The sequence below is a fragment of the Legionella fairfieldensis ATCC 49588 genome, from assembly GCF_000621525.1.
GTDB classification, from domain to species: Bacteria; Pseudomonadota; Gammaproteobacteria; order Legionellales; family Legionellaceae; genus Tatlockia; species Tatlockia fairfieldensis.
Genome location: NZ_KK211299.1, coordinates 66,072 through 89,097, shown reverse-complemented (window position 1 = coordinate 89,097; position 23,026 = coordinate 66,072). Strand labels below are relative to the sequence as shown.

The following is a 23,026-nucleotide window of genomic DNA, read 5'->3' as shown; positions in this document are numbered from 1 at the left end:
TTAAGGTTTTGGAAGTGTTCTCACAATGCCGTCAACTTAAAGGGCGATACCTGTATTGTCTTTCCCACACAGGCGGCAAACCAAGCACTTCACTAGACCGTAAATTCAATCATAACTACGACAGACCCGATTTTCCAGCCCGGATCAAGCCACCTAATCCTTCTTCTTCCAACGCTTTTTGCAAATATAATCTAATTTCAGCAGGGTGTTCTAACTCCAATACTTCTGCCAGCACCTTTCGCGCATTAGCCAGAGAAATATTACGAATTACCCATTTGATACGAGGCAAGCTTGCCGAATTCATACTCAAGGTGTCAAAACCCATGGCGAGTAAAAGAATAACAGCCAATGGGTCGCTTGCCATTTCTCCGCAAATACTTACCTCGATACCCGCCGCGTGTCCGCCTTCCACTACTTTCATCAAAGTGCGCAGCATCGCAGGATGAAAAGCATCATACAAACCCGCAACTCGGGCGTTATTACGATCCACCGCCAGCAAATACTGAGTCAGATCATTACTACCCACCGATAGAAAATCCACTCTTTTTGCCAATTCTCGTGCAAGATACACTGCCGCGGGCACCTCAATCATGACGCCCAATTTGGGTTTTTCAAGTTGATAACCTTCCTCTATAAGCTCCTGAAAAGCCTGATCGACCAGATAAGTCGCTTCTTCAACTTCGCTTAGATTGGTAATCATAGGAAGCATGATGCGTAAATTGTTTAATTCTTCACTGGCACGCAACATGGCACGTACCTGAATCAGAAAGACATCCGGATGATCAAGCGTTACACGAATACCGCGCCAACCAAGATAAGGATTATCTTCCATCACAGGAAAATAAGGTAATATTTTATCGCCGCCAATATCGAGAGTACGCATTGTAACAAAACGAGGGGCAAACGCTTTAAGGATCTGGCGATAAATAATATGCTGCTCATCTTCCGAGGGAAAACGATCCCGGCTCATAAAAGGTACTTCTGAACGATAAAGACCAACTCCCTCAGCGCCAACACTCATTGATAAACCCGCATCCATGGCAAGACCGGTATTAACTTGCAAGGACACACGATAATTATCCAGCGTTTCGGCGGGTTTATCCCGCAAGCTTACAAGACTTTGGTTTAACTCCTGTTCTTCCTGCGCTAATTTTTTAAATTCTGCCAGGACTGCTTTAGAAGGAGAAATATACACATGCCCATAATATCCATCAACAACTATCGCGCGGCGCGATAAATGCTCGACTTTAAGACCACGGACTCCCATAACAGTGGGAACACCCAAAGCACGAGCCAAAATGGCGACATGTGAATTATTAGCCCCCTTTGCTGACACAACCCCAGCCAGATGCCCCTCAGGCACTTCGGCCAATGCGGAAGCGGTTATTTCTTCGCCAATTAAAATAGTACGCCGCGGATAGGCAATTTCTTCTCGTTGTGTGCGCTGTAATTCGGCAAGTACGCGACGGCCCAGGTCACGAAAATCACTGGCACGCTCGCGCAGATAATCATCTTCCATACTCTCAAATTGCTGAACGTGTTTTTTTATTACTGTGGCCAAAGCAGCTTGTGCGCTAATCTTTTCTTCACGTATAACCAACTCAACTTCTGCACCTAAACTGTCTTTATCCAGAATGCGTAAATACACATCAAACAAAGCGTGTTCGTCTTCCGCTACAGTCGTTTTCATGCGTTTGCTTAACCGATGCATGTCCTCGCGAGCTGTTTGCAAAGCATTAAAAAAGGCGGTAACTTCTTCTTCAATACCATCAACGGTGTGACGGGGAACCGCATCAATATCAGCGGAAGGATAAACCAGAACAGCGGTACCAATACCCACGCCAGGTACAGAACCCACACCGGTTAGAGCTAAAGGAATCGGGTCAATTTTGTCATTACCCAAGGGTTTAGGCTGAGTTAATTGCGCCAGTTCACCTGTCGCTTCAGCATGAGCAATAATTCCTCCCAACTGAGCAGCCAGCGTGATTAAAAAAGCTTCTTCCGCATCGTCAAAACAACGCTGCTCCGCTTGTTGAACAGTTAAAACACCATAGAGCTTGCGATGCTGAATAATAGGCACCCCTAAAAAGGCACGCAGATGTTCTTCACCTAATAAAGGATTATGATGAAAATCAGAATGGGTGGGCGCGTCTTCAATGTTAATCGGCTCTTCGCGCCGGCCAATCAAACCAATCAAGCCGCTATCCATACCCACGCGAACGCTGGATTCTGCCAGTTTATTTAAACCGTCAGTAGCGATTAATACATATTCGGCATGTTTATTATCGATAAGAAAAACGGATACGGCATCAGCATCAACCGCCTTGCGCACACGCTGCACCAAAATGGTCAATGCTTCGGTCAAATGACTTGCTGTAGTTACATCCTGTACGATTCGTTTTAATATTTTAAGCATTTATCGACTGTGATTACCTCGCTTACGACGCGCACCAAAAGGCGTACGGCGTCTTTTTAATAAATATTCCAACTCCTTCATAGCCTGAGCATAAACTTGTCTCTTAAAAAAAATAACATGCTCCTGTGGTTCGTGATAATCAATCCAGCGCCAACTATCAAATTCAGGTGAATCACTTAAATCCAGACGAACTTTTTGATCAGAGGCAATTAATCGCAATAAATACCATTTTTGTTTTTGCCCTATCACTAACGGTTCACTGCCCTGACGAAGATATTGTTTCGGCAATCGATATTTTAACCAGCGCTTCGTGGAGCCTAATACCTCCACGTCTTCCTTGTCTAAACCGACTTCTTCACGTAATTCACGAAACATGGCATCGAGGGGCGACTCACCGATACCAAGTCCGCCTTGCGGAAACTGCCAGGCATCATGACCATTACGTCTCCCCCAAAAAACACGACCGGATGGGTTGGTTAAAATAATACCAACATTCAACCGGTATCCAGCCCGATCAATAATCATATTGTCACTGCTTAAATTAAATCGTTAATACCTTGATTTTTCCATAAACAATAAGAGCTTGGCAAATAAATCTGCATTAAATCGCTAAAAGTAGCCGATGTAAGTACCGTCGTCACTTTTCTTGACTTTAGGCGATCTGGCAGGTGCTTTTAATTGATAAGAAAAAAATGGAGTAATTTTCTCTCGATTTAGTTCCAGCATCGTATAAGAAAAATTCACTTTCATTCCGGCTAATTTAACTTCTATATTAACAATAGCCTCATTAATAATTTTATACGCTTTTTTTAATAACTCAATTTTAAATAAAGGAGTATTGTTCCTGCCAGCACCATCCGCTAAAAAATAAGCTCACAGTAATTGGCCTGTTTTTACTATTACGTTACGGGATTTTTTAGCATGTCTTTCAATAAGTACAAATATCTTATTAAATTGTTGCTCTAAAGAAGCTAATTTATATCCCATATATCCTACTTTGTTTTATTCAGTTTTTTTTACAATGCATCATTATAATTGTCAAGTCGATTTTTATTATACAAATAATTAGTTTTATAATGAGAAAAAACGGTATACTTATTATCAGATTTCGCATGGATAATTTATGAAAAAACATATTTTAATTCTCAATACCGGTGGCACCATCAGCTCAATCAAAACAGATCAAGGTTATGAGCCAGCGCTGGGTTATGTTGAAGCCGCCCTGGCTCAAATTCCCGCTTTAAAACACGCCGACATGCCTGATTACACTATTAAGGAATATCATCCCTTGCTAGATTCTTCTAACATGACAGTAAGTGATTGGAATCGAATTGCAAATGATATTGCCGATAACTATTTTGATTTTGACGGCTTTATTGTTTTTCATGGTACGGACACAATGGCGTACACTGCTTCAGCGTTATCTTTCATGTTGGAAAATCTTGCTAAACCTGTCATTGTCACGGGTTCACAAATTCCTTTATCCGAAGTGCGCAATGATGCGGTAGACAATATCATTACCTCACTTTGGCTTTGTGAACATCAATCTTTTAATGAGGTTTGTATTTATTTTAACCAGAAATTGCTGCGTGGAAATAGAACCCAAAAAATCAGTGCACAACGATTTAACGCGTTTGATTCACCCAATTATCCCCATTTGGCGACTATTGGAATTACAATTGAATTAAATAAAGAATTTTTATTAGGTTCGCCACATCAAACCTTTCGGTTACAAACGATAACGCCTCAATTTATAGCGAATTTTCGTCTTTTTCCCGGCTTTGCCACGGATGTTCTTGCTTATATTTTACAGCAACCGATTCGCGGATTAATATTGGAAACTTATGGTGCAGGAAATGCACAAAATAATGATTCACGTTTTTTACAACTTATTGAAGAAGCCTGTAAACGTGGAATCATTATAATTAATTGCACTCAATGTCAGGAAGGACGAGTGGAAATGAGTCAATATGCGACTGGTTATACGCTGAAATTAGCCGGTTTGATTAGTGGTCATGACATGACCCCCGAGGCAGCCCATTGCAAGTTACTGTATTTATTCAGTAAAAATTTAAATGTTCAAAAAGTTAAACAATTAATGGAAACTAATTTATGTGGAGAACTAAGTTTAAGCCAAGGGCCTGTAGACGAAGTATTGCTTACATTAAATAAGCTCGCTAAATAGCCTCGCTTTAAAATTCAAGTGTGCTATTATGCGAAATATTTAACTCTTCAAAATGGACTTTAAGTAAAAAATGGATTTTGTAAAAAAATTGATTCTTGGTTTTTCTGTTATTCCTTCACTACTTTATGCCAATCATCTGGCCTTGTTTCTATCCGGGGGACCTAACTCTTCGCGACTACATAATGAGCAATTCGTCGTAATCAACGACTTTGTTGCAAATGCCTATCAAACTACTGAAAAAAATCAGTGGCAAGGATTTTGGGGCGGAGGGATAACTCATACTTTTGAAGGAATTTTATCCCATTCAAATCTTTCATTGGGATTAGCTGGATACTCCATTCATTTAGGCAAAGTCCAGGGAAAGGAATATCCTTTTATTAATGATGGGGTTTATGATGCATTAGATTATAGCTTTCACGTAAAAAACCATCTGCTCATGCTTGAATCCCGCTTATCTTACGTTTTTTATAATTGGCAACCTTTTGCTCTGATTGGAATTGGAAAGGCATGGAATCGTCTTGAGCATTATAATGAAATTGCTGCGGATCCTTCATCCAGCGCCACCCCACTCACTCCCGGATTTGGCAATCATACCCATCAGGACTTTGCCTATGAGTTAGGCTTAGGCGTACAGCATCCGCTATTTGAAGATAAACTACGTAAAATGACCTACACAGCGTCTTTAGGTTATCGCTATTTTAATCTGGGTCAAGGTAAATCAGGTGCTCTTCCTGAGCAAACATCAACTGATCGTTTGTCTATTAAGAATCTTTATACTCAATGCATTGTTTTTTCAATTGAGGCTTCTTTTAACTAAAGTTACTGTTAGGATATTGTCGCATGAAACGATGGATTAATGCTTTACTTATTGGACTATCTTCTGGATTTTTAACCGTACACGCTGCAGCTATTATGGACATTGTGCCAAGTAGCTCAAGCCCCATCGCCATTCCACAAAATGGTCAAACTTACCTGACTTACACGGTTAAAAATAATACGTCCAAAATAATAAACGCCCTGTCTATAGATCCTAATTTTGGCAATGCAAATGGGATGTTTTATGTCAATAATAACCAATGCGGCTTACTCACACCAGGAGCCAGTTGTAGCTTTACTGTCACTATACGGGGACAAAATCAGCCAGCGTATACAGCTTTAGCGCCAAGAGTATGCGCCTATAATGGAACAGCCTGTTCTATACCTGTTTTAAGCAATCGTGTGCTGATTATTGCCGGTCCTAATATGCCTAATACTACTTTCCCTACACCTTATGCTGGTACGTTTTATCCAATATACAACTCGGGTCCCGGACAATGGATTGCACCTGATTCTTCCATGCCTTTTCAGCGCGTCAGCGCTATTTTTGTAGCCTTTGCTCATGCCTATCCTTCAGGAAATGGCGCTATTTTTACCTACGAAGCCGGTCAACCCAATGAGCCAGTGCGGCTTGCTCAATTATCGCAAGTAGCTCGTGGGGTTAATCCTTCGATTAAAATTTTAATTTCACTCGGATGGGGAAAGAACGATTGGACTTACATTAATAATGACTATATCAATCATGCCAACCTGTTTGTACCCAGCGTAATACAATTTATACGCGCTAATAATTTAGATGGTATCGACATTGATGATGAAGAAATTGGAGCTTCAACCGGTGTCATATCCCAGGCTAATTTCGATGGTGTTATTGCTAACTTAAGAAACGCATTAAATTATGCGTCCCTGCAAGATGGTAAACCTTATTATTTAACCATCACGCCGGCAGGCAATAATCCCCAGCCTGGAGGCATTGATCATACACAGATCGATTCACAAAATGTCAGTAGTTTTAATTTAATCAATATTCAAAGTTATTTTAATGAGTTTTTTGGCAATGACTTTATAAAAAGTCTTCGTATTATAGGCTATCCCTCCGCTAAAATTGCTAATGGCATTACAACTGAAGAGTGTGATCCTGACTTTCCACCCCACCTTGGCTTTGCTGGCTTATTCAACTGGAATATGTCTGCTGATAGTGTGTGTAGTAATTTTCAGTATACTAAGGAGCTTGCGGATTTAGTGGGGTATTATGGCTAGTTTAGGTAAATAACAGAGCCAAAGGACAGGATATCGTAAGTGTTCATAACGTCAATGTCTTTCCCCCGCAGGCGCTGAGAGATCCTCTCTTTTTTTTGTGTAATTGATGTTTAATTTATTTGAAATTATATTAATCACAATGATTATATTTTTGTCATCCACGCGGAGGTGGGGATCTGTCTTTCAATCAGAACAACCGTGTAATTTGAGAAATAGATTCCCGTTTTCACGGGAATGACCTAAAAATAATTGAAAAGGTGTTTAACAATAACACAAAAAAAAATGAGAGGATCACTCAGCCCGCAGGCGGGAAAGACGAGTCATGGAACAAAGTCTGAAAGAGAAAACTTGCATATCCCGTGAACACTTACCAACCATTTGTCTAAATTAAATAATCGTTCACTGATATTAAAATCTGGTGAACAATTCCCCTATTCCAATCAATTTGAAAACGCTATAAAACCCTTTCTGTTTCGTAGGCAATCATAGCGTAGGCTGATTTTCATTACGTCTGGATTCTTTTTCCTTTTTTTTCTTTCCTTTGCCAAATATAGATAATTCCTTAGCCATAGTTCCCATGCTCAAGGCAGTCTCTTCCTGAGAAGGGTTATCTGCTTTAGAAACAGACGACTCATGATTTTCATTAAATGGAGGCTTATCTTCTTCAACTATAGGCTCTTTTAAGGAGTGTTCTACGGCATGTTGCTCTTTCTTTTTAAGAGATGCTGCTATACGATTTAGTTCCTCTTCTGCTGCTTTCATACATTCTTCCAGCGCTCCCAACCTTTGATTTATAGCACCGGAAATACCAAAACTACCCAAACCTACGTGTACGCTTATCGGAACGCTCGGTATAAGGGCATGTTTGCCGCATAACTCATTATTATCATTACGAATCGCAAGAATACTGAGTTTAACAGTCGCAATCCTGCTGGTTTTATCTGAAGGTTGTAATGCCACTTTACACTGCTCTAATCTCTCCATGAGCCGATCTTTTTTGTCTTTGGTTAACGCAGTTGCAGATGTGACTTGGGGATTTTTAATGAATCCAGTTATAAAATTGGCTAGGCTCCAGCCTTGTTGTTGATTATTTCCGCTCTTTTCAAGTATTTTTTTAGCAAAATAAATAACGGCATGATAGAGTAACACATCAAAAGGATCACCATATCTGTAGCTGAGATGTGTTTTAGGACAACGTGCTGAATTGTAAGTTAGAGGCGTTATAGCTGAATCGATCTCTGGTTCAAGATCAACTAATTTTTTTTCATAACAGTCTTTATAAATGAGATCGATATTATTTATTAACCCTTTCATACGGCGTTCAAAGCGTGCTTCGGGATAATTTCCTCGTTCCTCCTCAACCTTGTCCAGACAATCAGTAATTAATTTTTTTAATTTGTCAGTTGCGACTGCATCATTATTTTCTTCAAAATTCCAAATATCTTTGGCCAGACTTTCTGCATGACCACGCTTCATCTCGGTGACATCTTCATCATGGCCCATACCGCCAGCGTCCTTACGATATTTTTCGATTACCCCAATTGAAAAATGTTTCACTACATCAAGAAAAATAGTCATTGCCCTACTCCTTTTGCCTCATTTTTTTTATTATATTACTCACTATATTTTTGCACTCATAACACAAACTGTATAACTTTTATAGTTTGTTACGCGAAAGCTATATCGATAGGGAACTATAAATTATGTCATTACAGATTGTTATTTTAGCGGCCGGTCAAGGCAAACGTATGTATTCTAATACACCAAAAGTGCTACATCAAATTGCAGGTAAATCCATGCTTGAGCGCGTTGTGGAAACTGCACAGCAATTAAATCCGGATGCTATTCATCTGATATATGGCCATAACGGTGAACAATTAAAAACAGCGTTGCCTCATTTGCCGGTACATTGGGTTTTGCAGGCAGAACAATTAGGCACAGGCCATGCTGTTATGCAGGCATTATGCCATATTCCTTCCGGTTCACAAGTGTTGGTTCTTTCAGCCGATGTGCCCTTAATCCGGGGACAAACCTTAATCGACTTAATTCATGGTAAGCACAATCAGGAAAATAAACCAGCAGGACTAAGCCTGCTGGTTGCCACTCTTGAAAATCCTGCGGGTCTCGGTCGTATCCTGCGGGATACTTCGGGAATGATTTGCGCCATTATTGAAGACAAAGATGCTACTGAGAAACAAAAACAGATTAAAGAAATCTACAGCGGCATTTGTTGCGCGCCTGCGACAAATTTAGCCCGCTGGTTGCCGCAGCTTAACAACCATAATGCGCAAGGCGAATATTACTTAACCGATATTATTAGCATGGCTGTTGCTGAACAGCTATTCATAACTTCCATTCCTGCCCAGGATGTTATGGAAATTCAAGGAGTTAATAACCGCTTGCAACTGCAATTAGTGGAACGGGCCTGGCAACGAAATAAAGCTGAAGAGCTGATGCTATCAGGAGTGACTCTCGCTGATGCCGATCGCATTGATATACGTGGGGAATTGCAATGCGGCCGTGATGTATTCATTGATGTGAATGTTGTTTTTAGTGGTCATGTTAGTTTAGGCGATGGTTGCCGTATTGGTCCTAATTGTACCTTGCATAATGTCGTACTCGGCGCCAATTGCGAAATTCTGGCTAACTCCGTGCTTGATAATTGTAAAGCAGAAAAGGATTGTCATATTGGTCCTTTTGCTCGCTTACGACCCGGTACTTATCTAGAGGCAGAGTGCAAAATTGGCAATTTCGTTGAAACAAAAAATGCCATTTTTGGCAGAGAAAGCAAAGCAAGTCATTTAAGCTATCTGGGAGATGTGACCATTGGCCACGATGTTAACATTGGCGCAGGAACCATTACCTGCAATTATGATGGTGTTAACAAGCATCAAACCGTCATCGAAGATGGCGCTTTTATAGGTTCCGATACACAACTGGTCGCCCCCGTTACCGTGGGTGCCCATGCAACTATTGGAGCTGGCAGTACTATTCGCAAAAATGCTCCGGCTGGAGAGTTAACTTTGACTGAAAGCAAACAAAGAACTATTAGGGGCTGGCAACGACCAGTCAAAAAAGAATAGCGCCGAGCGAACTTGCAATGCAATAAAAAGCGAGTGGCGGGGCGCTATAGCAGGTTATTTCGTGGCGTGAGAAGCGTCATTGAAACTCCAGGCCAGTCGTTTGTGAAAACAGCCCGATAACCATAAAGTTAGTCTCACACCTACCAAGGAAGCGCCTGATTTATATACAAATGTCGTTAGAGTGAGATTTAAAATCTGCTCGCCGGGATAAATTCCTGCATAAAGGAGGCTGTAATTCACCAAACATAGCAGGGATGTGGCCACGATATTAGCAATTAGAATACGCACGCCTCGGCTAATTGTAAAATAGCTATGTCTTAGTTTTTCAAGCAACATGGCATTACTTACAAAAGTGACTAATAAAGCAAGCGCGCCGGCAAAAATACGACGAGGCATTACAACTAAATAAAAGGGGTTCAAATTAAAAAACGCTGGAGAGGGAAGTGTTACAATACCCATTATTAGTAACTCAAACGCCAACTCCGTTAAAATCAGAATAAACGCTAAAAGAAGACTTGCTTTATAACCATATAATTCACTAATGAGATTACTCCCTACTATAGCTAAAGGAAAAATCAGCCCGCTTGCTACCAGAGTCAGCCCATTGGCAAAAGAAACCAGACGGTATTCACATGCAAGACATATTAATAAAATAATCACTGAAAAACTGACCAAATAATGGTACAAAGGAGACGCCAGGTAATAAGAAAGATGGCGATTATTTACTCTCTTTTTTATTGATTTATCACGAAGAAAGTAGGCAAAACAGCTAACTCCCGCCAGTAATAAAGCGACATTAATCATTAAAGAGTTAAAGTATATACGCAAATAACTATGAATAGGTACATCGCAAAAGAGCAACAGAAAATTCAGCGTAAAAAAAGCAACCCCTTTACCCACGATGAATAAAAGCATTTTCTTTAATGAAGTAGCTATTTTTTCCTGTTGTGAACCCCAAAGCATGTGAGGCAAATAAAAACTTAAACCAAAAGCCAACGTTGCTGCAAAAAATTTTTTAGGGATATCATCAAAAATAATTCGATAAACAGGATTACCATACATGTATTCGGCCGCGGGCAAATTCACCAGAAGATAAATACCAATTGAAAATACATACAGCGCAAGTAAACATTGATTAAGAATATGACGCTGTTGGCCAGGAGAACAACGCTTTAAAACCAACAAATAAACAATAGCAACCAGGGCACAAAGAATACTATTGGCGGTAAAGACCAGGGAGTGCATTGCAATAATTTTAAATGAAACATTAATTAAGAGGATAAGGCAAATAATCATTGCCCCAGTGAGCGTTATACAACTTCGTCCTGGCAAGGAGGTAGGAAAAACAGTCATCTCTAAACAAATTAAATGCAAGTCAAGACAGCACACGCTGCCGATTTGCTCAGTAATATATCATTATTATTGTTATTTTTGCAACTTTTACCTTTAAAGGGTGATATTTAACTATTGCATAAGACTAGACACTTGTTGAACCGGGTGTTTTATTTTTATAGTCGCATAAATCACGAATTATACAATCGGGACAATGGGGTTTACGTGCCGTGCATACATAACGTCCGTGCAAAACAAGCCAATGGTGGGCATCCTGCAAAAATTCTTTTCCGATAGTTTTAAGCAAACCATGTTCTACTGCCAAAGGCGTAGCTCCTTTAGCAAGACCTGTTCGATTTGCCACACGAAAAATATGCGTGTCCACAGCAATAGCTGGCTGACCAAATACGGTATTTAATACGACATTCGCTGTTTTACGACCGACACCTGGAAGCGCTTCCAAAGCGATTCGATTGTCGGGTACTTCACCATGATATTGATTAATAAGCAGTTGACAGGTTTTCATGATATTGTTTGCTTTACTATTGTAAAGCCCTATCGTCTTTATATAATTTTTTAATTCTTCTTCACCTAGAGCAAGTATTTTCTGAGGCGTATTCGCTACCGGAAATAATTTAGCTGTCGCTTTGTTAACGCTAATATCCGTTGCCTGCGCGGATAACATAACAGCAATCAGCAACTCAAAAGGCGAATTATACTGCAATTCTGTCGTAGGGTGCGGATTTTGTCGCCGAAAACGCTCGAAAATTGCGCGACGTTTTTCTTTATTCATGAATTATTCCGCTTGGTCTGCACTCGCTTAAGTGCCTGCATAATATAGTCTTGTTTGGCTTGTTTGTCTTGCAGAGCATCAATTGATTGAGCGGCTAATTGACGTTTTTTCTGATAACTTTGCTGCCGGGCCTGCTCATCACGTAACAGTCGTGCCTGTTTCTCATTAAAACGCTGCCTGGCAACTGTTTTATCGTAACCGGATTCTGGCACAGAAACCAATTCAATGCAGTCAACAGGACAAGGTTCAACGCAAAGTCCGCAGCCAGTACATTCCGTCATTACAACAGAGTGCATTAATTTGCCGCTTCCAACAATTGCATCTACCGGACAAGCTTGAATACATTTAGTACACCCCACACACTCCGCTTCACGAATCACAGCAACAGCAGGTACTCGTGTATTCGCCTCCACCGTCTCCCGATAAGGTTCAACAGGAATTCCCAACAACTGTCCGAGCGCTTCAGCGGTAGCAATTCCGCCGGGTGGACAACGATCAATCGGTGCTTTTCCTTGTGCCAAAGCTTCTGCATAAGGGAGACACCCTGCATAACCGCAGTCACCACATTGGGTTTGAGGAAGCAGCGCATCAATTAACTTCACTGAAACCATTATTTGACCTTCATACCCGGCAACGCACCGTTATCCGGTTGCAACAGAAAAATACCCTTTCCATCACCAGCCGCCAAAACCATGCCTTCTGATACACCAAAACGCATGGTTCGGGGCGCCAGATTAGCAACCATAATTGTTAAACGGCCAATGAGTTCAGCAGGCTCATAGGCCGCTTTAATTCCCGCAAAGACTTGTCGTTGCTCGTCTCCTAAATCAAGTTGTAAACGTAACAGCTTATCGGCTCCCTCAACAGATTCCGCAGCGATAATACGCGCCACTCGTAATTCAACTTTATTAAAATCATCAATACTAATGGTGCTCTCTATGGGAGCAGGGGACACTACTTTTTCTTCAGACACAGATGGCTCCTTGGTTTGTTTTAACATCGCATCAATTTTTTCTCTTTCAACCCGTACCATAAGAGGAGTAAACGTATTGATAGTATGATTTAACAGTGGTTTTGTACTGTTTTCCCAGGTTAAAGGTTCACAATTTAAAAAACGCTCAACAGCTTCTGCCATGATAGGTAAAACAGGTTTTAGATAAGTCATAAGTACACGAAACAGATTAAGCCCCATGGTACAAATTCCTTGTACCTCGGCCAAACGCAGATCATCTTTAACCAGTACCCAGGGCTTATGAGCATCAATGTATTGATTCACACGATCGGCTCCCTCCATAATTTGACGGATGGCGCGCGCATAATCACGCTGCACATAGGCATTAATAATCTCTGTACGTTGCAGGATAAGTTCCTCATAGAGGGATGGTTCAGTTAACTGACTACCTAATTGATTAGCAAACCGTTTATTAATAAATCCGGCACAGCGACTGGCAATGTTAACTACTTTACCGACCAGATCTGCATTTACCCGATTGATAAAATCATCGAAATTCAAATCCAAATCGTCCACACGACCATTTAATTTCGCGGCAAAATAGTAACGTAAATATTCTGGATTTAAATGGTGTAAATAAGTACGAGCTTCAATAAAAGTACCGCGCGATTTTGACATTTTCTGGCCATTAACCGTTAAAAACCCATGGGTAAATATAGCGGTCGGTAAACGGTGATCACTCCCTGCAAGAATTGCTGGCCAAAAAAGTGCATGAAAATAGACGATATCTTTGCCAACAAAATGATACAGTTCTGTTGTGGAGTCTTTATTCCAGAACTCAGCAAAAGATAACCCCTGTTCATCACAATATTTTTTAAAACTGGCCATATATCCAATAGGGGCGTCTAACCACACATAAAAATATTTATCCTCAACACCTGGAATTTGAAAACCAAAATAAGGTGCATCTCGAGAAATGTCCCATTGCTTAAGACCCGCTGCAAACCATTCATCCAGCTTATTCGCGACCTCGGTCTGCAAATGTCCTTTACGAGTCCACTCCTTCAACAACTGCTCATATCGCGGTAAATCAAAGAAAAAATGCTCCGACTCTTTTTCAACAGGTGTTGCACCTGAAACAGCTGAAACCGCATTGATTAAATCGGTAGGTGAATACGTTGCGCCGCAGGATTCACAATTATCGCCGTATTGATCGGAAGCACCGCATTTGGGACAAGTTCCCCTGACATATCGATCGGGTAAAAACATGGCTTTTACCGGATCATAAGCCTGACGAATGGTTTTTTTAACTATGTCACCCGATGCCCGTAAACGCTCATAAATGCAGCTTGCCAACTGCTGATTTTCGGGTGAATGGGTAGTATGGTAAGAATCATAGTGAATAGCAAAAGCCTGGAAATCCTGCTCATGACTTTGCTTCATTTGGCCGGTTAATGTTTCAGGACTAAGCCCTGATTGTTCTGCCTTTAACATAATAGGTGTACCGTGTGCATCATCTCCACAAACACTGAGACATTGATGTCCCAACATACGATGAGTGCGTACCCAAATATCAGTTTGAATATGTTCGACCAAATGACCTAGATGTAAATGGCCGTTAGCATAAGGAAGTGCGCTGGTTACCAGCATTTTACGAACTTTTGTCATACGGGCATGCTCGCAGCAATAAAATGGCAAATTATAACGCATAGGCCACCAGAATGCTTCATTTATGCGTTATACTATAAAACTTCTTTAAAAAAAGCAGGATTATGGATGCATCAACCACGGCTTATTATTGGTATTAGCGGTTCATCGGGCATCGTATATGGCATTCGTTTTCTACAAATTTTGCAAAATTTGCCTATAGAAACTCATTTGGTTGTCAGTAAAGCGGCGCAGTTGACTCGCTCTTATGAAAGCAATCTTTCCATGGCGGAATTAAAAGCACTGGCTGATGTTTGTTACCCTAATTCAGACATTAGCGCGCCTATTGCCAGTGGCTCTTTTAAAACCCTTGGCATGATTATAGCGCCTTGTTCAATGAAAACATTAGGAGAAATCAGTCACGGCATCGGCAGTTCTCTACTAAGCCGGGCGGCTGACGTAGTTCTTAAAGAGCGTCGCCGATTAGTGCTAATGCCAAGAGAAACTCCCCTCCATGCAGGCCATTTACAAAACATGCTCAATGTCACCCAAATGGGAGGCATTATTTTTCCAGCTTTACCCGCTTTTTATACACAGCCACAAACTATTGATGATCTTATCAATGAGAGTGTAGGAAGGGTATTGGATTTATTTGCTATAGAAAATGATTTGGTAAAACGATGGGGAGAAGCCAAATAAAAGAAACGTGGCTTCCACCACGCTTCTTTGTGCATTTCTTAGGAAGAAATACTATATAACAGCAGCAGCTTTGTTTTCTTCTTTGTTTTCTTCTTCCGTTTCTGCCACAGAGGCTGTAACACCCTTAAATGGTGATGGGTAGTGCGGAGGAGGAGGAGGAGGAAGCACACCTTGATCTTGTGCATTAGCAGAAGGAACAGGGTCATTCAATAATAATGCATCTCGAGAAGACTGATCTTCTTCTATTAACTCTTCTTCGTCTCTTTCTGTTTCAAGATTTTCATCTACTGGCGCTTGATCTTTATCCAGGCTGTCATCGTTAGCAGGAAAAACAAGGGGTTGTTGTGGTTGTTGTTTGCTAAAGTGTTCCTGACTGAAAGCTTTTACACCTTCCGCTTTGCGCTGAAGGAAATGATTCACAACGTTAAAAAACATACTTGCAGCCACCACGCACGCAGTTACTCCAGCAGCTACAGCAATTGCCGAAGCACCCTCCAGAAAAGCAAGACCAGGAATTAATGCAAGCGCGCCAACAATAGATGCCGGAAACAGAGCAAACAATGTCACGACTGCCACCAGAACAAGAGCGGCACGCCAGTTCCTAAGCAGAAATGCAGCGACAGCAAAAAAGGCACGACCTATTGCTTTGAAATTCATATGTTACTCCCTATAAATTAAAATCATCGCCATCATAACAATTATGCTGTTTAATGTGAATTAAAATTGCGCAAGAGGTTGTAACATTATTGTAAAGCTTATGGCAACGCTATCGATAAAAACTGTTTCGTAAATAGATTATGTTTTTACAAGTATTAATTTTGGTTTAAATAGTTACATTGTATGTATAAAACAGGAGATCAATATCGATCTCCTCAAGCTAGACCGCCGGTGCAACGTTCTCTTGTTCAGGATAAGCATGCTGTTGAATAGTAATCTGAATACCCAAATCTTGTGAAAACCGCGAAAAACCTTTTTCTTTATCATCCATCAATTGTTTTATTTCTTCAGGATTTGCTTTGAGCGGGTTGCCCTCTTCATCATGACGAATTTGTCCACTCTCCGTGCCTTCATAAATAAGGCCATTTTGCGATAATAAATTATTTTTTGCCAACCACGCGGTAAATAATTTATCCATGTCCACAGCTCTGTCTTTTGATACTGCCGTACCATCCACCGAAAATCCCCGGACTAACTGAGATTCATCACTAATTGCCACATCCATTTTTATATTACCTTTTATTTTTGTATTCAAATCATCGGCTATCTTGCGGCTCCAATTATGTTGCAAATTTTGAAACTCATTTAACGTACTTAATTGACCTTTCCATACTCCACTTTGTTCCAGACGTTGCAAAGAAATATTGTCATAATAATCTTGCAAGGCTTCCCTTATCGCTTTACTTTTTTCCACCATAACGGTACCGAAACCTTTCATTACTATCGGAAAACGCTCTTTTAAGTAAAATGCCGCCTCAGGAGTAGTAGCAACAGCTATACACGCACGTATTGCTTTACTATCAGGAGCACGCTCAAGCTGATTACTACCTCGTTTTGTTGTAGGTAATGACATATTTTACCTCTACTTTGAATCAACAATTTGAATACATTTTAGAAAATTATAGCAAATCACATCCCCTTAACGGAATTTATCCCGTCCATGATAATTGTTAAGAGAGAGTAAAAACTCCTTTGAAGTAATTTTCAGATACCACTTGGTCGAAAAAACCAAGGCATAATGATTCACAAAATAGAATCTCGCACCCTGGCTCTCTTTATATAAATACCAATCCCTTTTTCTAATCCATTGGATTAGGGTAACTATCTGTAACGGAATCAAAATGTTTCTTTTTTATGGATTCAAATGAAAATTCATCCACTTGTATAGCATCCCAACACGCTTTTTCCATAGCAATTAGATTGTCCCTATCCTGCGGAGATAATTCACCACTCGTAACTTTTTGCGCTAATTTTTCTTTCAACGCAGCAAACTTAAAACGCTTAAGGTCAGGGATTTTTTTATATAAGTCACCGTGCTTGATAATAAGTTGTAATGTTTGCTCCATTTTGTCAACAGGCTGTTTACCATCACCGCTTAAGTATAATAATTTCATCATACGTTTACGATAATAGTTATTTTGTACCATCAAGCGTGCCAATTTCTGATCAAGTCTGTCACTGGGGTAGTGCATCGTTTGTCCGAAGGGAAACACCAATAACCGAATTAAAAATCCTAAAGGGCGCGAAGGAAAATTATGACAAAAAGCGATGAGGGATTTTTGTGCCTGATAGAAACAGTAACCAACTGCCCATTGTGCATGTAATTCTTCGTCATCGTTTTCTTCTTGCTGTTGGTAGGTATGCAATGCGGCCATTGCCATATAAAGATAAGACATACCATCAGCAAGTCTGGCTGACAAGCGCTCTTTCCGTTTGAGATCCCCACCTAAATAAATTAAAGATAAATCGGCTAACCAGGCAAAAGCATGACTCAAACGTGTTAAATACTTATATTGTCGTTTTAATCCATTATCGGGAACCGTAATAAAAATCCCGCCAGTCCAGGCCGAACAGAACGCTTTGGCAAAATTTCTCATAAAATAAGAAATGTGTTGCCACAATAACTTTCGAAACGCTAATTTATCGTCATTGGCTACAGCGTAAAATTCATCCCGAATAAAAGGATGACATGCCATTGAACCCTGGCCAAAAATCAGCAAATTACGTGACATGATATTAGCCCCTTCCACAGTGACAGAAATAGGGATACTTTGATAATAGTTGGATAGATAATTACGTGGGCCTATAACCACAGCACGGCCCGCATGAACATCCATGGCATCGTTAACAGTGATTCGAGCAAGTTCGGTATTAAAATATTTAGTAATTGCTGAAGCAACCGATGGTTTTTTATGTTGATTAACAGAGGCAACCGTCAAAAGACGAGTCGCATTAATTAAATAATTCAAACCAGCAATCTCAGCCAGTTTTTCTTCAATGCCTTCAAAATGCCTGATTTCAACATTAAATTGGCGGCGGATTCTTGAAAAAGCGCCTGTTGTTAAATAGGCCAGCGAGGAAGAAGCAGCCCCTAATGCAGGTAAAGAAATTGAACGCCCAATGGATAAACACTCTACCAACATCTGCCAGCCATGGCCTGCGTTTTTTTGACCGCCGATGATGGAGCTGATGGGAGTAAAAATATTCTCCCCTCGGAGTGTGCCATTCATAAAAGATTGAGAGGCCGGTAAATGGCGATTACCAATTTCAAGATTTTTCGTATTGCGTGGAATTAACACACAGGTTATGCCTTCGCTGCCTTCACCTTGAAGCAAACCATCCGGGTCCTTCAAATTAACCGCAAGCCCTATCAACGTTGCAACGGGTGCAAGGGTAATCCAGCGTTTATTTAAACTAATAGTAAGGCCAAGTACCATCTTGCCATTTATTTCTTTTTTAACAACGATGGCTTCTGATTGAATGGAGGTTGCATCACTACCGGCACCTGGCTCGGTTAAAGCAAAGCAAGGGATGTCGGTACCGTTTGCGAGGGTGGGTAAATATTTTTCCTTCTGCTCCTTCGTACCATAATAAGTCAGCAACTCACCAGGTCCCAAGGAGTTAGGAACCATTACTGTTACAGCCGCTGCTGGCGAGCGACTCGCTATTTTCATTACCACATCAGAATGCGCACGCGCCGAAAAACCCTTACCACCATATTCTTTAGGTATCACTAATCCAAAAAAACCTTTTTCTTTAATATAAGCCCACACTTCTTCGGGTAGATCGCCATTCTGAGATATTTTCCAATCATCCAACATGTCACATAGAGATTGTACTTCATTATCAAGAAAAGCCTGTTCTTCTTCACTAAGTTCAGAAGTAACCGCTGCCAGTTTTTGCCAGTCAGGAGAACCTGTAAAAATATCCTGCTCAAGCCAGGTATCACCGGCATTCAAGGCTTCTTCTTCCGTTCTGGAAAGTTTAGGAATTGATTTGCCAATACGTTGAAATAAAAAATCACTGATGGCGGAACGCACTGGTTCAACGTGAATAATAATGACAGCGGAAAGAACGGCCAGCCAGGTTAAAAGCCCTAAAAGCCATCCCGGTGTGCCAAACCAAAAGGTAGCCAAAACAAGGTATATCGCACTCCCTGCTTCCCAAAACACCGCCTTTATTCCATGGTACAAAATCAGCAGAGTAACTATTAGATAGACAAGAAACAACAATGTAGCCATGAAATACCGTCCTTTGTATAGGGCACTAAAAACTCTATTATAACTAGCTCACCGGGATGAAGCCAGTTAGCAAAGAATGTTTTACAAACAATTAGTTATCTCAACGTTATCTATTTTTCAATGGTTGCCTTATAAGTTATCATTTCGATCGTTATCAAAGCAACAGGTTCGATGTTTCATTCAAATAACTGGCTTGCTTTACAGAGGCGAATCCTCTAGTTTAGTCTTTTTCACTCCAATGAAAGATAATGAACAAACGTCTAATCTGGAATTTTGAAATTGATGATAAATCGCCAGCGCTATATTATTTAAATGATGAGAAAGATAGTATTCGCTGGGAGGCGCGCTATTTCTGGCCAGACAATACCATTATTCCTCTACACGGTCTGAATGATCGTTTTCTGACATTATCACATTATGAAATTAAACATCGGGAAGATTCTTATATGCTCCTAACAGAGCATAATTACAATATTAAACAGCGTTTTGATCAATTATTATACAAGCCAGTCGTTCACATAACAGACGGGCTTTACGGGTATGGTAAAAAAATTAACTTGAAAAGCTACCCTGCTGATGAAATCGTTCCGGGTACCCCATTTTCTGCCTCGGAATTGCTTCCTAGACTACGCACCAGTGGTCAATCAATCAGTGTTGTCAAAGACGTGCTTATCTATCGCTTCCCGACCGCCCCCACCGTCAAACTGGAACTGGCACGTTTAACTATAAACAAGACAAACTACTTGAGTGCATGTTTGGAAGGACGCTCTTACACCGTGGTTAAAACTTTGGCAAAACACTTGCTGAAAGATGCCATTTCTTGCGACTATGTCCATTTTCTTAAGCAAATTTTAAATCATGGTAAATAATCTTCTCGCCGTTATATATAGCTTTGGCAAAATAGGTCTAATCTCTCTGGGGGGCGGCAATGCCATGTTAAAGTTGCTGGAATATGAAGCGGTCACTTACCGTCATTGGGTGAAACCTGATGAATTTATTGGTATGGTGGGTTCAAGTTTTCTTTTCCCGGGATTAACCGGCGTAAAACTCGCCGCATTGATTGGTTACAAGGCTGCCGGGGGAATGGGGCTGATTTTGGCGGTAGCTTGCCTTAATCTCCCAGGCTTAATTCTTGCCCTGCTGGGTTACCGCATTTTAAGCAGCACTAACGGCCCTATGACCCAAAAAATAATGGTTGCCGTCCAATATGGGGCTTTAGCTCTCCTGGCAGCGGCTTCTTTTTCCATAGCCCAAGGTGTTATCAATATGTATTACACTTTACCTCTTGCCTTTGCTACTATCCTGTTTTTTCTTGGTTTGGTCTATTTCGATATCTCACCATTTTGGGGGTTTCTGGCTTTTATTGGCATCTGTTTTTTTCTGGTCAAACCCGATTGATGATAAGCTTTAAATATTAAAAATGTTTCAAGGAATGAGATGAGCACTGATTTGGATAACCCGGCTTATTATATTAACCGTGAATTTACAGCCCTTGCTTTTAATGAACGGGTATTACAGCTCGCAAAAAGCGAAGAGGTGCCTTTACTTGAGCGAATGAGATTTCTTTGTATTTGCAGCGGTAATCTGGATGAGTTTTTTGAAATACGTGTAGCGGGTTTAAAAGAAAAAATTGCCTTATCATCAAGAAAACTCAATATTGACGGGCTGCGAGCCGATGAGATTTTCAGTCAACTGAGTAAAAAAGCGCACTTATTGAGTGATGAACTCTATCACATTTTTAACAAAGAACTCATGCCCTCAATGAAGAAGGAAAATATCCATTTTCTTTCTTCAGAAGAATGGACTTCAGATATTCACCTCTGGGCCAAACATTATTTTAAAAATGAAATTTTACCTATTGTAAGTCCCATTGCCCTGGATTTGGCGCACCCTTTTCCGCGTCTGTTTAATAAAAGTTTAAATTTTATCATTTCACTGCAAGGAAAAGATGCGTTTGATCGTAACATTGATTATGCGGTTGTTCATGCCCCGCGATCGTTACCCAGAATGATTAGTCTACCTTCCGAGCTGTGCGAACAAGGTAATTACTTTGTTTATTTATCATCGATTATTCAAACGCATATTCATAGCCTGTTCCCCGGTATGGAGATAAACGGTTGCTATCCTTTTCGTTTAACTCGCAATAGTGATTTATTTTTACGCGAGGAGGAAATAGAGGATTTGGCTGTTGCAGTGCAACGAGAGTTATTTTCCCGCCATTATGGTCATGTGGTACGTCTTGAAATTGATAGCCAATGTCCAGCCCCTATTGTTGATTTTCTGCTGCAAAAGCACCACCTGCATCATGAAGACGCTTATTATTGTGATGGGCCAGTCAATCTGCAACGTTATTTTAGCGCAATCAACCGGATTGATCGCCCTGACCTCAACTACCCTCCTTTTGTGGCTCAATATCCCGCTTTTGCTTATAAACGTAATTTATTTAGCGTATTGGATGAACAGGATATTTTACTTCATCATCCTTATCAAAGTTATAATGTGGTAATCGATTTTGTCCGTCAGGCTGCCACTGATCCCGCGGTTTTAGCGATTAAACAAACCCTTTATCGTACCCACTCTGAATCGGTTATGGTAAAAGCCTTAATAGAGGCGGCACGTTCAGGCAAGGAAGTTACTGCCGTTATTGAATTACGCGCGCGATTTGACGAAGAATCCAACTTAAAGCTTGCCAACCACTTGCACGAAGCAGGTATCCTTGTCCTTTATGGCGTCGTAGGCTATAAGACCCATGCTAAAATGACCCTTGTTGTTCGCCGAACCCATGGAAAATTAAAGCGTTATGTTCATCTGGGAACCGGAAATTACCATGAACAAACTGCCAAACGCTATGCTGATTTCGGTCTATTAACCAGTGAACCAACCATTACAGCCGATACTCAAATTATTTTTCAACAGCTCACAGGTCTTGGTAAAACTGTTAAACTGAAAGCGCTATGTCATTCACCGTTCACCTTACAAAAGAATTTACTGCAACTTATCGATGCCTGTAGTGGAGTAGCCCGCTCTGGTAAAGAAGCAGAAATTAACATTAAAGTTAACGGCTTAACCGATAAGACGATGATAAAAGCACTTTATGAGGCATCGCAGGCCGGTGTAAAAATTAATTTACTCGTACGAGGAGTCTGCTGCTTAAAACCGGGAATGACTGGTATTTCTGACAACATTCGTGTCATTTCAATCGTAGGACGTTTTCTTGAACATCACCGCGTGTACCATTTCCGCATGCAAGACGAAGAACATTATTATTGCGCCAGCGCTGATTTCATGGAGCGTAACTTATACACGCGCATTGAAGTGATGTTCCCTATTCTTGATGAAAATTGTCGCAAACGTATTAAACAGGAAATTTTTAAAAATTACCTCAGAGATAATGTCGATGCCTGGGAAATGCAGACTAATGGTAGCTACAAACAAATAACAGGAGGCAGCTCGTATAGCGCCCAGCAGAAATTACTGGAATGGTATGAAAAAACCGAGAAGTAGCCTCATTGACTGCCATCTGCCAAATTTTGCTTGAATAATTCAGACACTTCGGTAATTAAAGCAAATCAATTGTTCGTTGAATTTAAATATACTGCTTAACC

19 protein-coding genes are annotated in these 23,026 nt (G+C 40.6%); 8 read left to right on the top strand and 11 right to left on the bottom strand.

The annotated features are described in order from the left end of the window. Positions 1-115: 115 nt before the first annotated feature. From ptsP to T345_RS15515, 3 genes are all read right to left on the bottom strand, one after another. Entirely contained in the window at positions 116-2,416 is a 2,301-nt protein-coding gene (gene ptsP, locus T345_RS0111260) for a phosphoenolpyruvate--protein phosphotransferase (protein WP_028389422.1), read from the bottom strand. Next, the gene (locus tag T345_RS0111255) at positions 2,417-2,941 is read right to left on the bottom strand and encodes an RNA pyrophosphohydrolase (protein ID WP_028389421.1); all 525 of its coding nucleotides are present in this window, start codon (positions 2,939-2,941) and stop codon (positions 2,417-2,419) included. An 84-nt stretch (positions 2,942-3,025) separates the two neighbouring features. Further along, positions 3,026-3,160, bottom strand: coding sequence for a hypothetical protein (locus tag T345_RS15515; protein ID WP_278044080.1), 135 nt, complete (start codon positions 3,158-3,160; stop codon positions 3,026-3,028). 379 nt (positions 3,161-3,539) lie between these two features. On the opposite strand from T345_RS15515, the gene ansA reads away from it, so the two are divergent. The 3 genes from ansA to T345_RS0111235 all read left to right on the top strand — a co-directional run bounded on the left by ansA (position 3,540) and on the right by T345_RS0111235 (position 6,677). Further along, positions 3,540-4,601, top strand: a complete 1,062-nt coding sequence (gene ansA / locus T345_RS14255; protein WP_051555254.1) for an asparaginase — start codon at positions 3,540-3,542, stop codon at positions 4,599-4,601. Between the two features lie 70 nt (positions 4,602-4,671). Continuing rightward, the gene (locus tag T345_RS0111240) at positions 4,672-5,418 is read left to right on the top strand and encodes an outer membrane protein (protein ID WP_028389420.1); all 747 of its coding nucleotides are present in this window, start codon (positions 4,672-4,674) and stop codon (positions 5,416-5,418) included. 23 nt (positions 5,419-5,441) lie between these two features. After that, on the top strand, positions 5,442-6,677 hold the full coding sequence (locus T345_RS0111235; protein ID WP_051555253.1) for a glycosyl hydrolase family 18 protein: 1,236 nt from the start codon (positions 5,442-5,444) through the stop codon (positions 6,675-6,677). Positions 6,678-7,160: 483 nt separating this feature from the next. Here T345_RS0111235 and T345_RS0111230 read toward each other — a convergent pair whose 3' ends face one another. Then, a complete protein-coding gene (locus T345_RS0111230) occupies positions 7,161-8,255 on the bottom strand; it encodes a hypothetical protein (protein ID WP_028389418.1) in 1,095 nt (364 codons plus the stop codon). Positions 8,256-8,380: 125 nt separating this feature from the next. Here T345_RS0111230 and glmU point away from each other — a divergent pair, with 125 nt between their 5' ends. Then, the gene (gene glmU / locus T345_RS0111225; protein WP_028389417.1) at positions 8,381-9,760 is read left to right on the top strand and encodes a bifunctional UDP-N-acetylglucosamine diphosphorylase/glucosamine-1-phosphate N-acetyltransferase GlmU; all 1,380 of its coding nucleotides are present in this window, start codon (positions 8,381-8,383) and stop codon (positions 9,758-9,760) included. Between the two features lie 54 nt (positions 9,761-9,814). On the opposite strand, the gene T345_RS14250 is transcribed toward glmU, so the two are convergent. The 4 genes from T345_RS14250 to metG all read right to left on the bottom strand — a co-directional run bounded on the left by T345_RS14250 (position 9,815) and on the right by metG (position 14,505). Further along, positions 9,815-11,113, bottom strand: a complete 1,299-nt coding sequence (locus T345_RS14250) for a VUT family protein (protein ID WP_131777674.1) — start codon at positions 11,111-11,113, stop codon at positions 9,815-9,817. A gap of 124 nt (positions 11,114-11,237) precedes the next feature. Continuing rightward, positions 11,238-11,885 carry an endonuclease III gene (gene nth, locus T345_RS0111210; protein WP_028389416.1) on the bottom strand — a complete coding sequence of 216 codons (648 nt, stop codon included), beginning with the start codon at positions 11,883-11,885 and terminating at the stop codon, positions 11,238-11,240. Beyond that, positions 11,882-12,496 (bottom strand): RnfABCDGE type electron transport complex subunit B, encoded by a 615-nt coding sequence (locus T345_RS0111205; protein ID WP_028389415.1) that lies wholly within the window; start codon positions 12,494-12,496, stop codon positions 11,882-11,884. Before T345_RS0111205 ends, nth begins: the two co-directional genes overlap by 4 nt. Then, positions 12,496-14,505 carry a methionine--tRNA ligase gene (metG, locus tag T345_RS0111200; RefSeq protein WP_028389414.1) on the bottom strand — a complete coding sequence of 670 codons (2,010 nt, stop codon included), beginning with the start codon at positions 14,503-14,505 and terminating at the stop codon, positions 12,496-12,498. Before metG ends, T345_RS0111205 begins: the two co-directional genes overlap by 1 nt. Before the next feature lie 108 nt (positions 14,506-14,613). On the opposite strand from metG, the gene T345_RS0111195 reads away from it, so the two are divergent. Beyond that, a complete protein-coding gene (locus T345_RS0111195) occupies positions 14,614-15,183 on the top strand; it encodes a UbiX family flavin prenyltransferase (protein ID WP_028389413.1) in 570 nt (189 codons plus the stop codon). A 51-nt stretch (positions 15,184-15,234) separates the two neighbouring features. Here the strand turns inward: T345_RS0111195 and T345_RS0111190 are convergent, their stop codons facing one another. The 3 genes from T345_RS0111190 to T345_RS0111180 form a co-directional block, all read right to left on the bottom strand. After that, positions 15,235-15,840 (bottom strand): hypothetical protein, encoded by a 606-nt coding sequence (locus T345_RS0111190; RefSeq protein ID WP_028389412.1) that lies wholly within the window; start codon positions 15,838-15,840, stop codon positions 15,235-15,237. 220 nt (positions 15,841-16,060) lie between these two features. Beyond that, positions 16,061-16,753: a hypothetical protein gene (locus T345_RS0111185; protein ID WP_028389411.1), complete on the bottom strand. Its 693-nt coding sequence runs from the start codon at positions 16,751-16,753 to the stop codon at positions 16,061-16,063. Between the two features lie 226 nt (positions 16,754-16,979). After that, entirely contained in the window at positions 16,980-19,421 is a 2,442-nt protein-coding gene (locus T345_RS0111180; RefSeq protein ID WP_028389410.1) for an acyl-CoA dehydrogenase, read from the bottom strand. Between the two features lie 248 nt (positions 19,422-19,669). Here T345_RS0111180 and T345_RS0111175 point away from each other — a divergent pair, with 248 nt between their 5' ends. From T345_RS0111175 to ppk1, 3 genes are read left to right on the top strand one after another with little or no spacing between them, the layout of a single operon-like run. After that, on the top strand, positions 19,670-20,290 hold the full coding sequence (locus T345_RS0111175) for a hypothetical protein (protein WP_028389409.1): 621 nt from the start codon (positions 19,670-19,672) through the stop codon (positions 20,288-20,290). Next, on the top strand, positions 20,280-20,819 hold the full coding sequence (locus tag T345_RS0111170; RefSeq protein ID WP_028389408.1) for a chromate transporter: 540 nt from the start codon (positions 20,280-20,282) through the stop codon (positions 20,817-20,819). The genes T345_RS0111175 and T345_RS0111170 overlap by 11 nt, the downstream gene beginning before the upstream one ends. 15 nt (positions 20,820-20,834) lie before the next feature. Then, positions 20,835-22,925, top strand: coding sequence for a polyphosphate kinase 1 (gene ppk1 / locus T345_RS0111165; protein WP_278044081.1), 2,091 nt, complete (start codon positions 20,835-20,837; stop codon positions 22,923-22,925). Positions 22,926-23,026 lie beyond the last annotated feature (101 nt).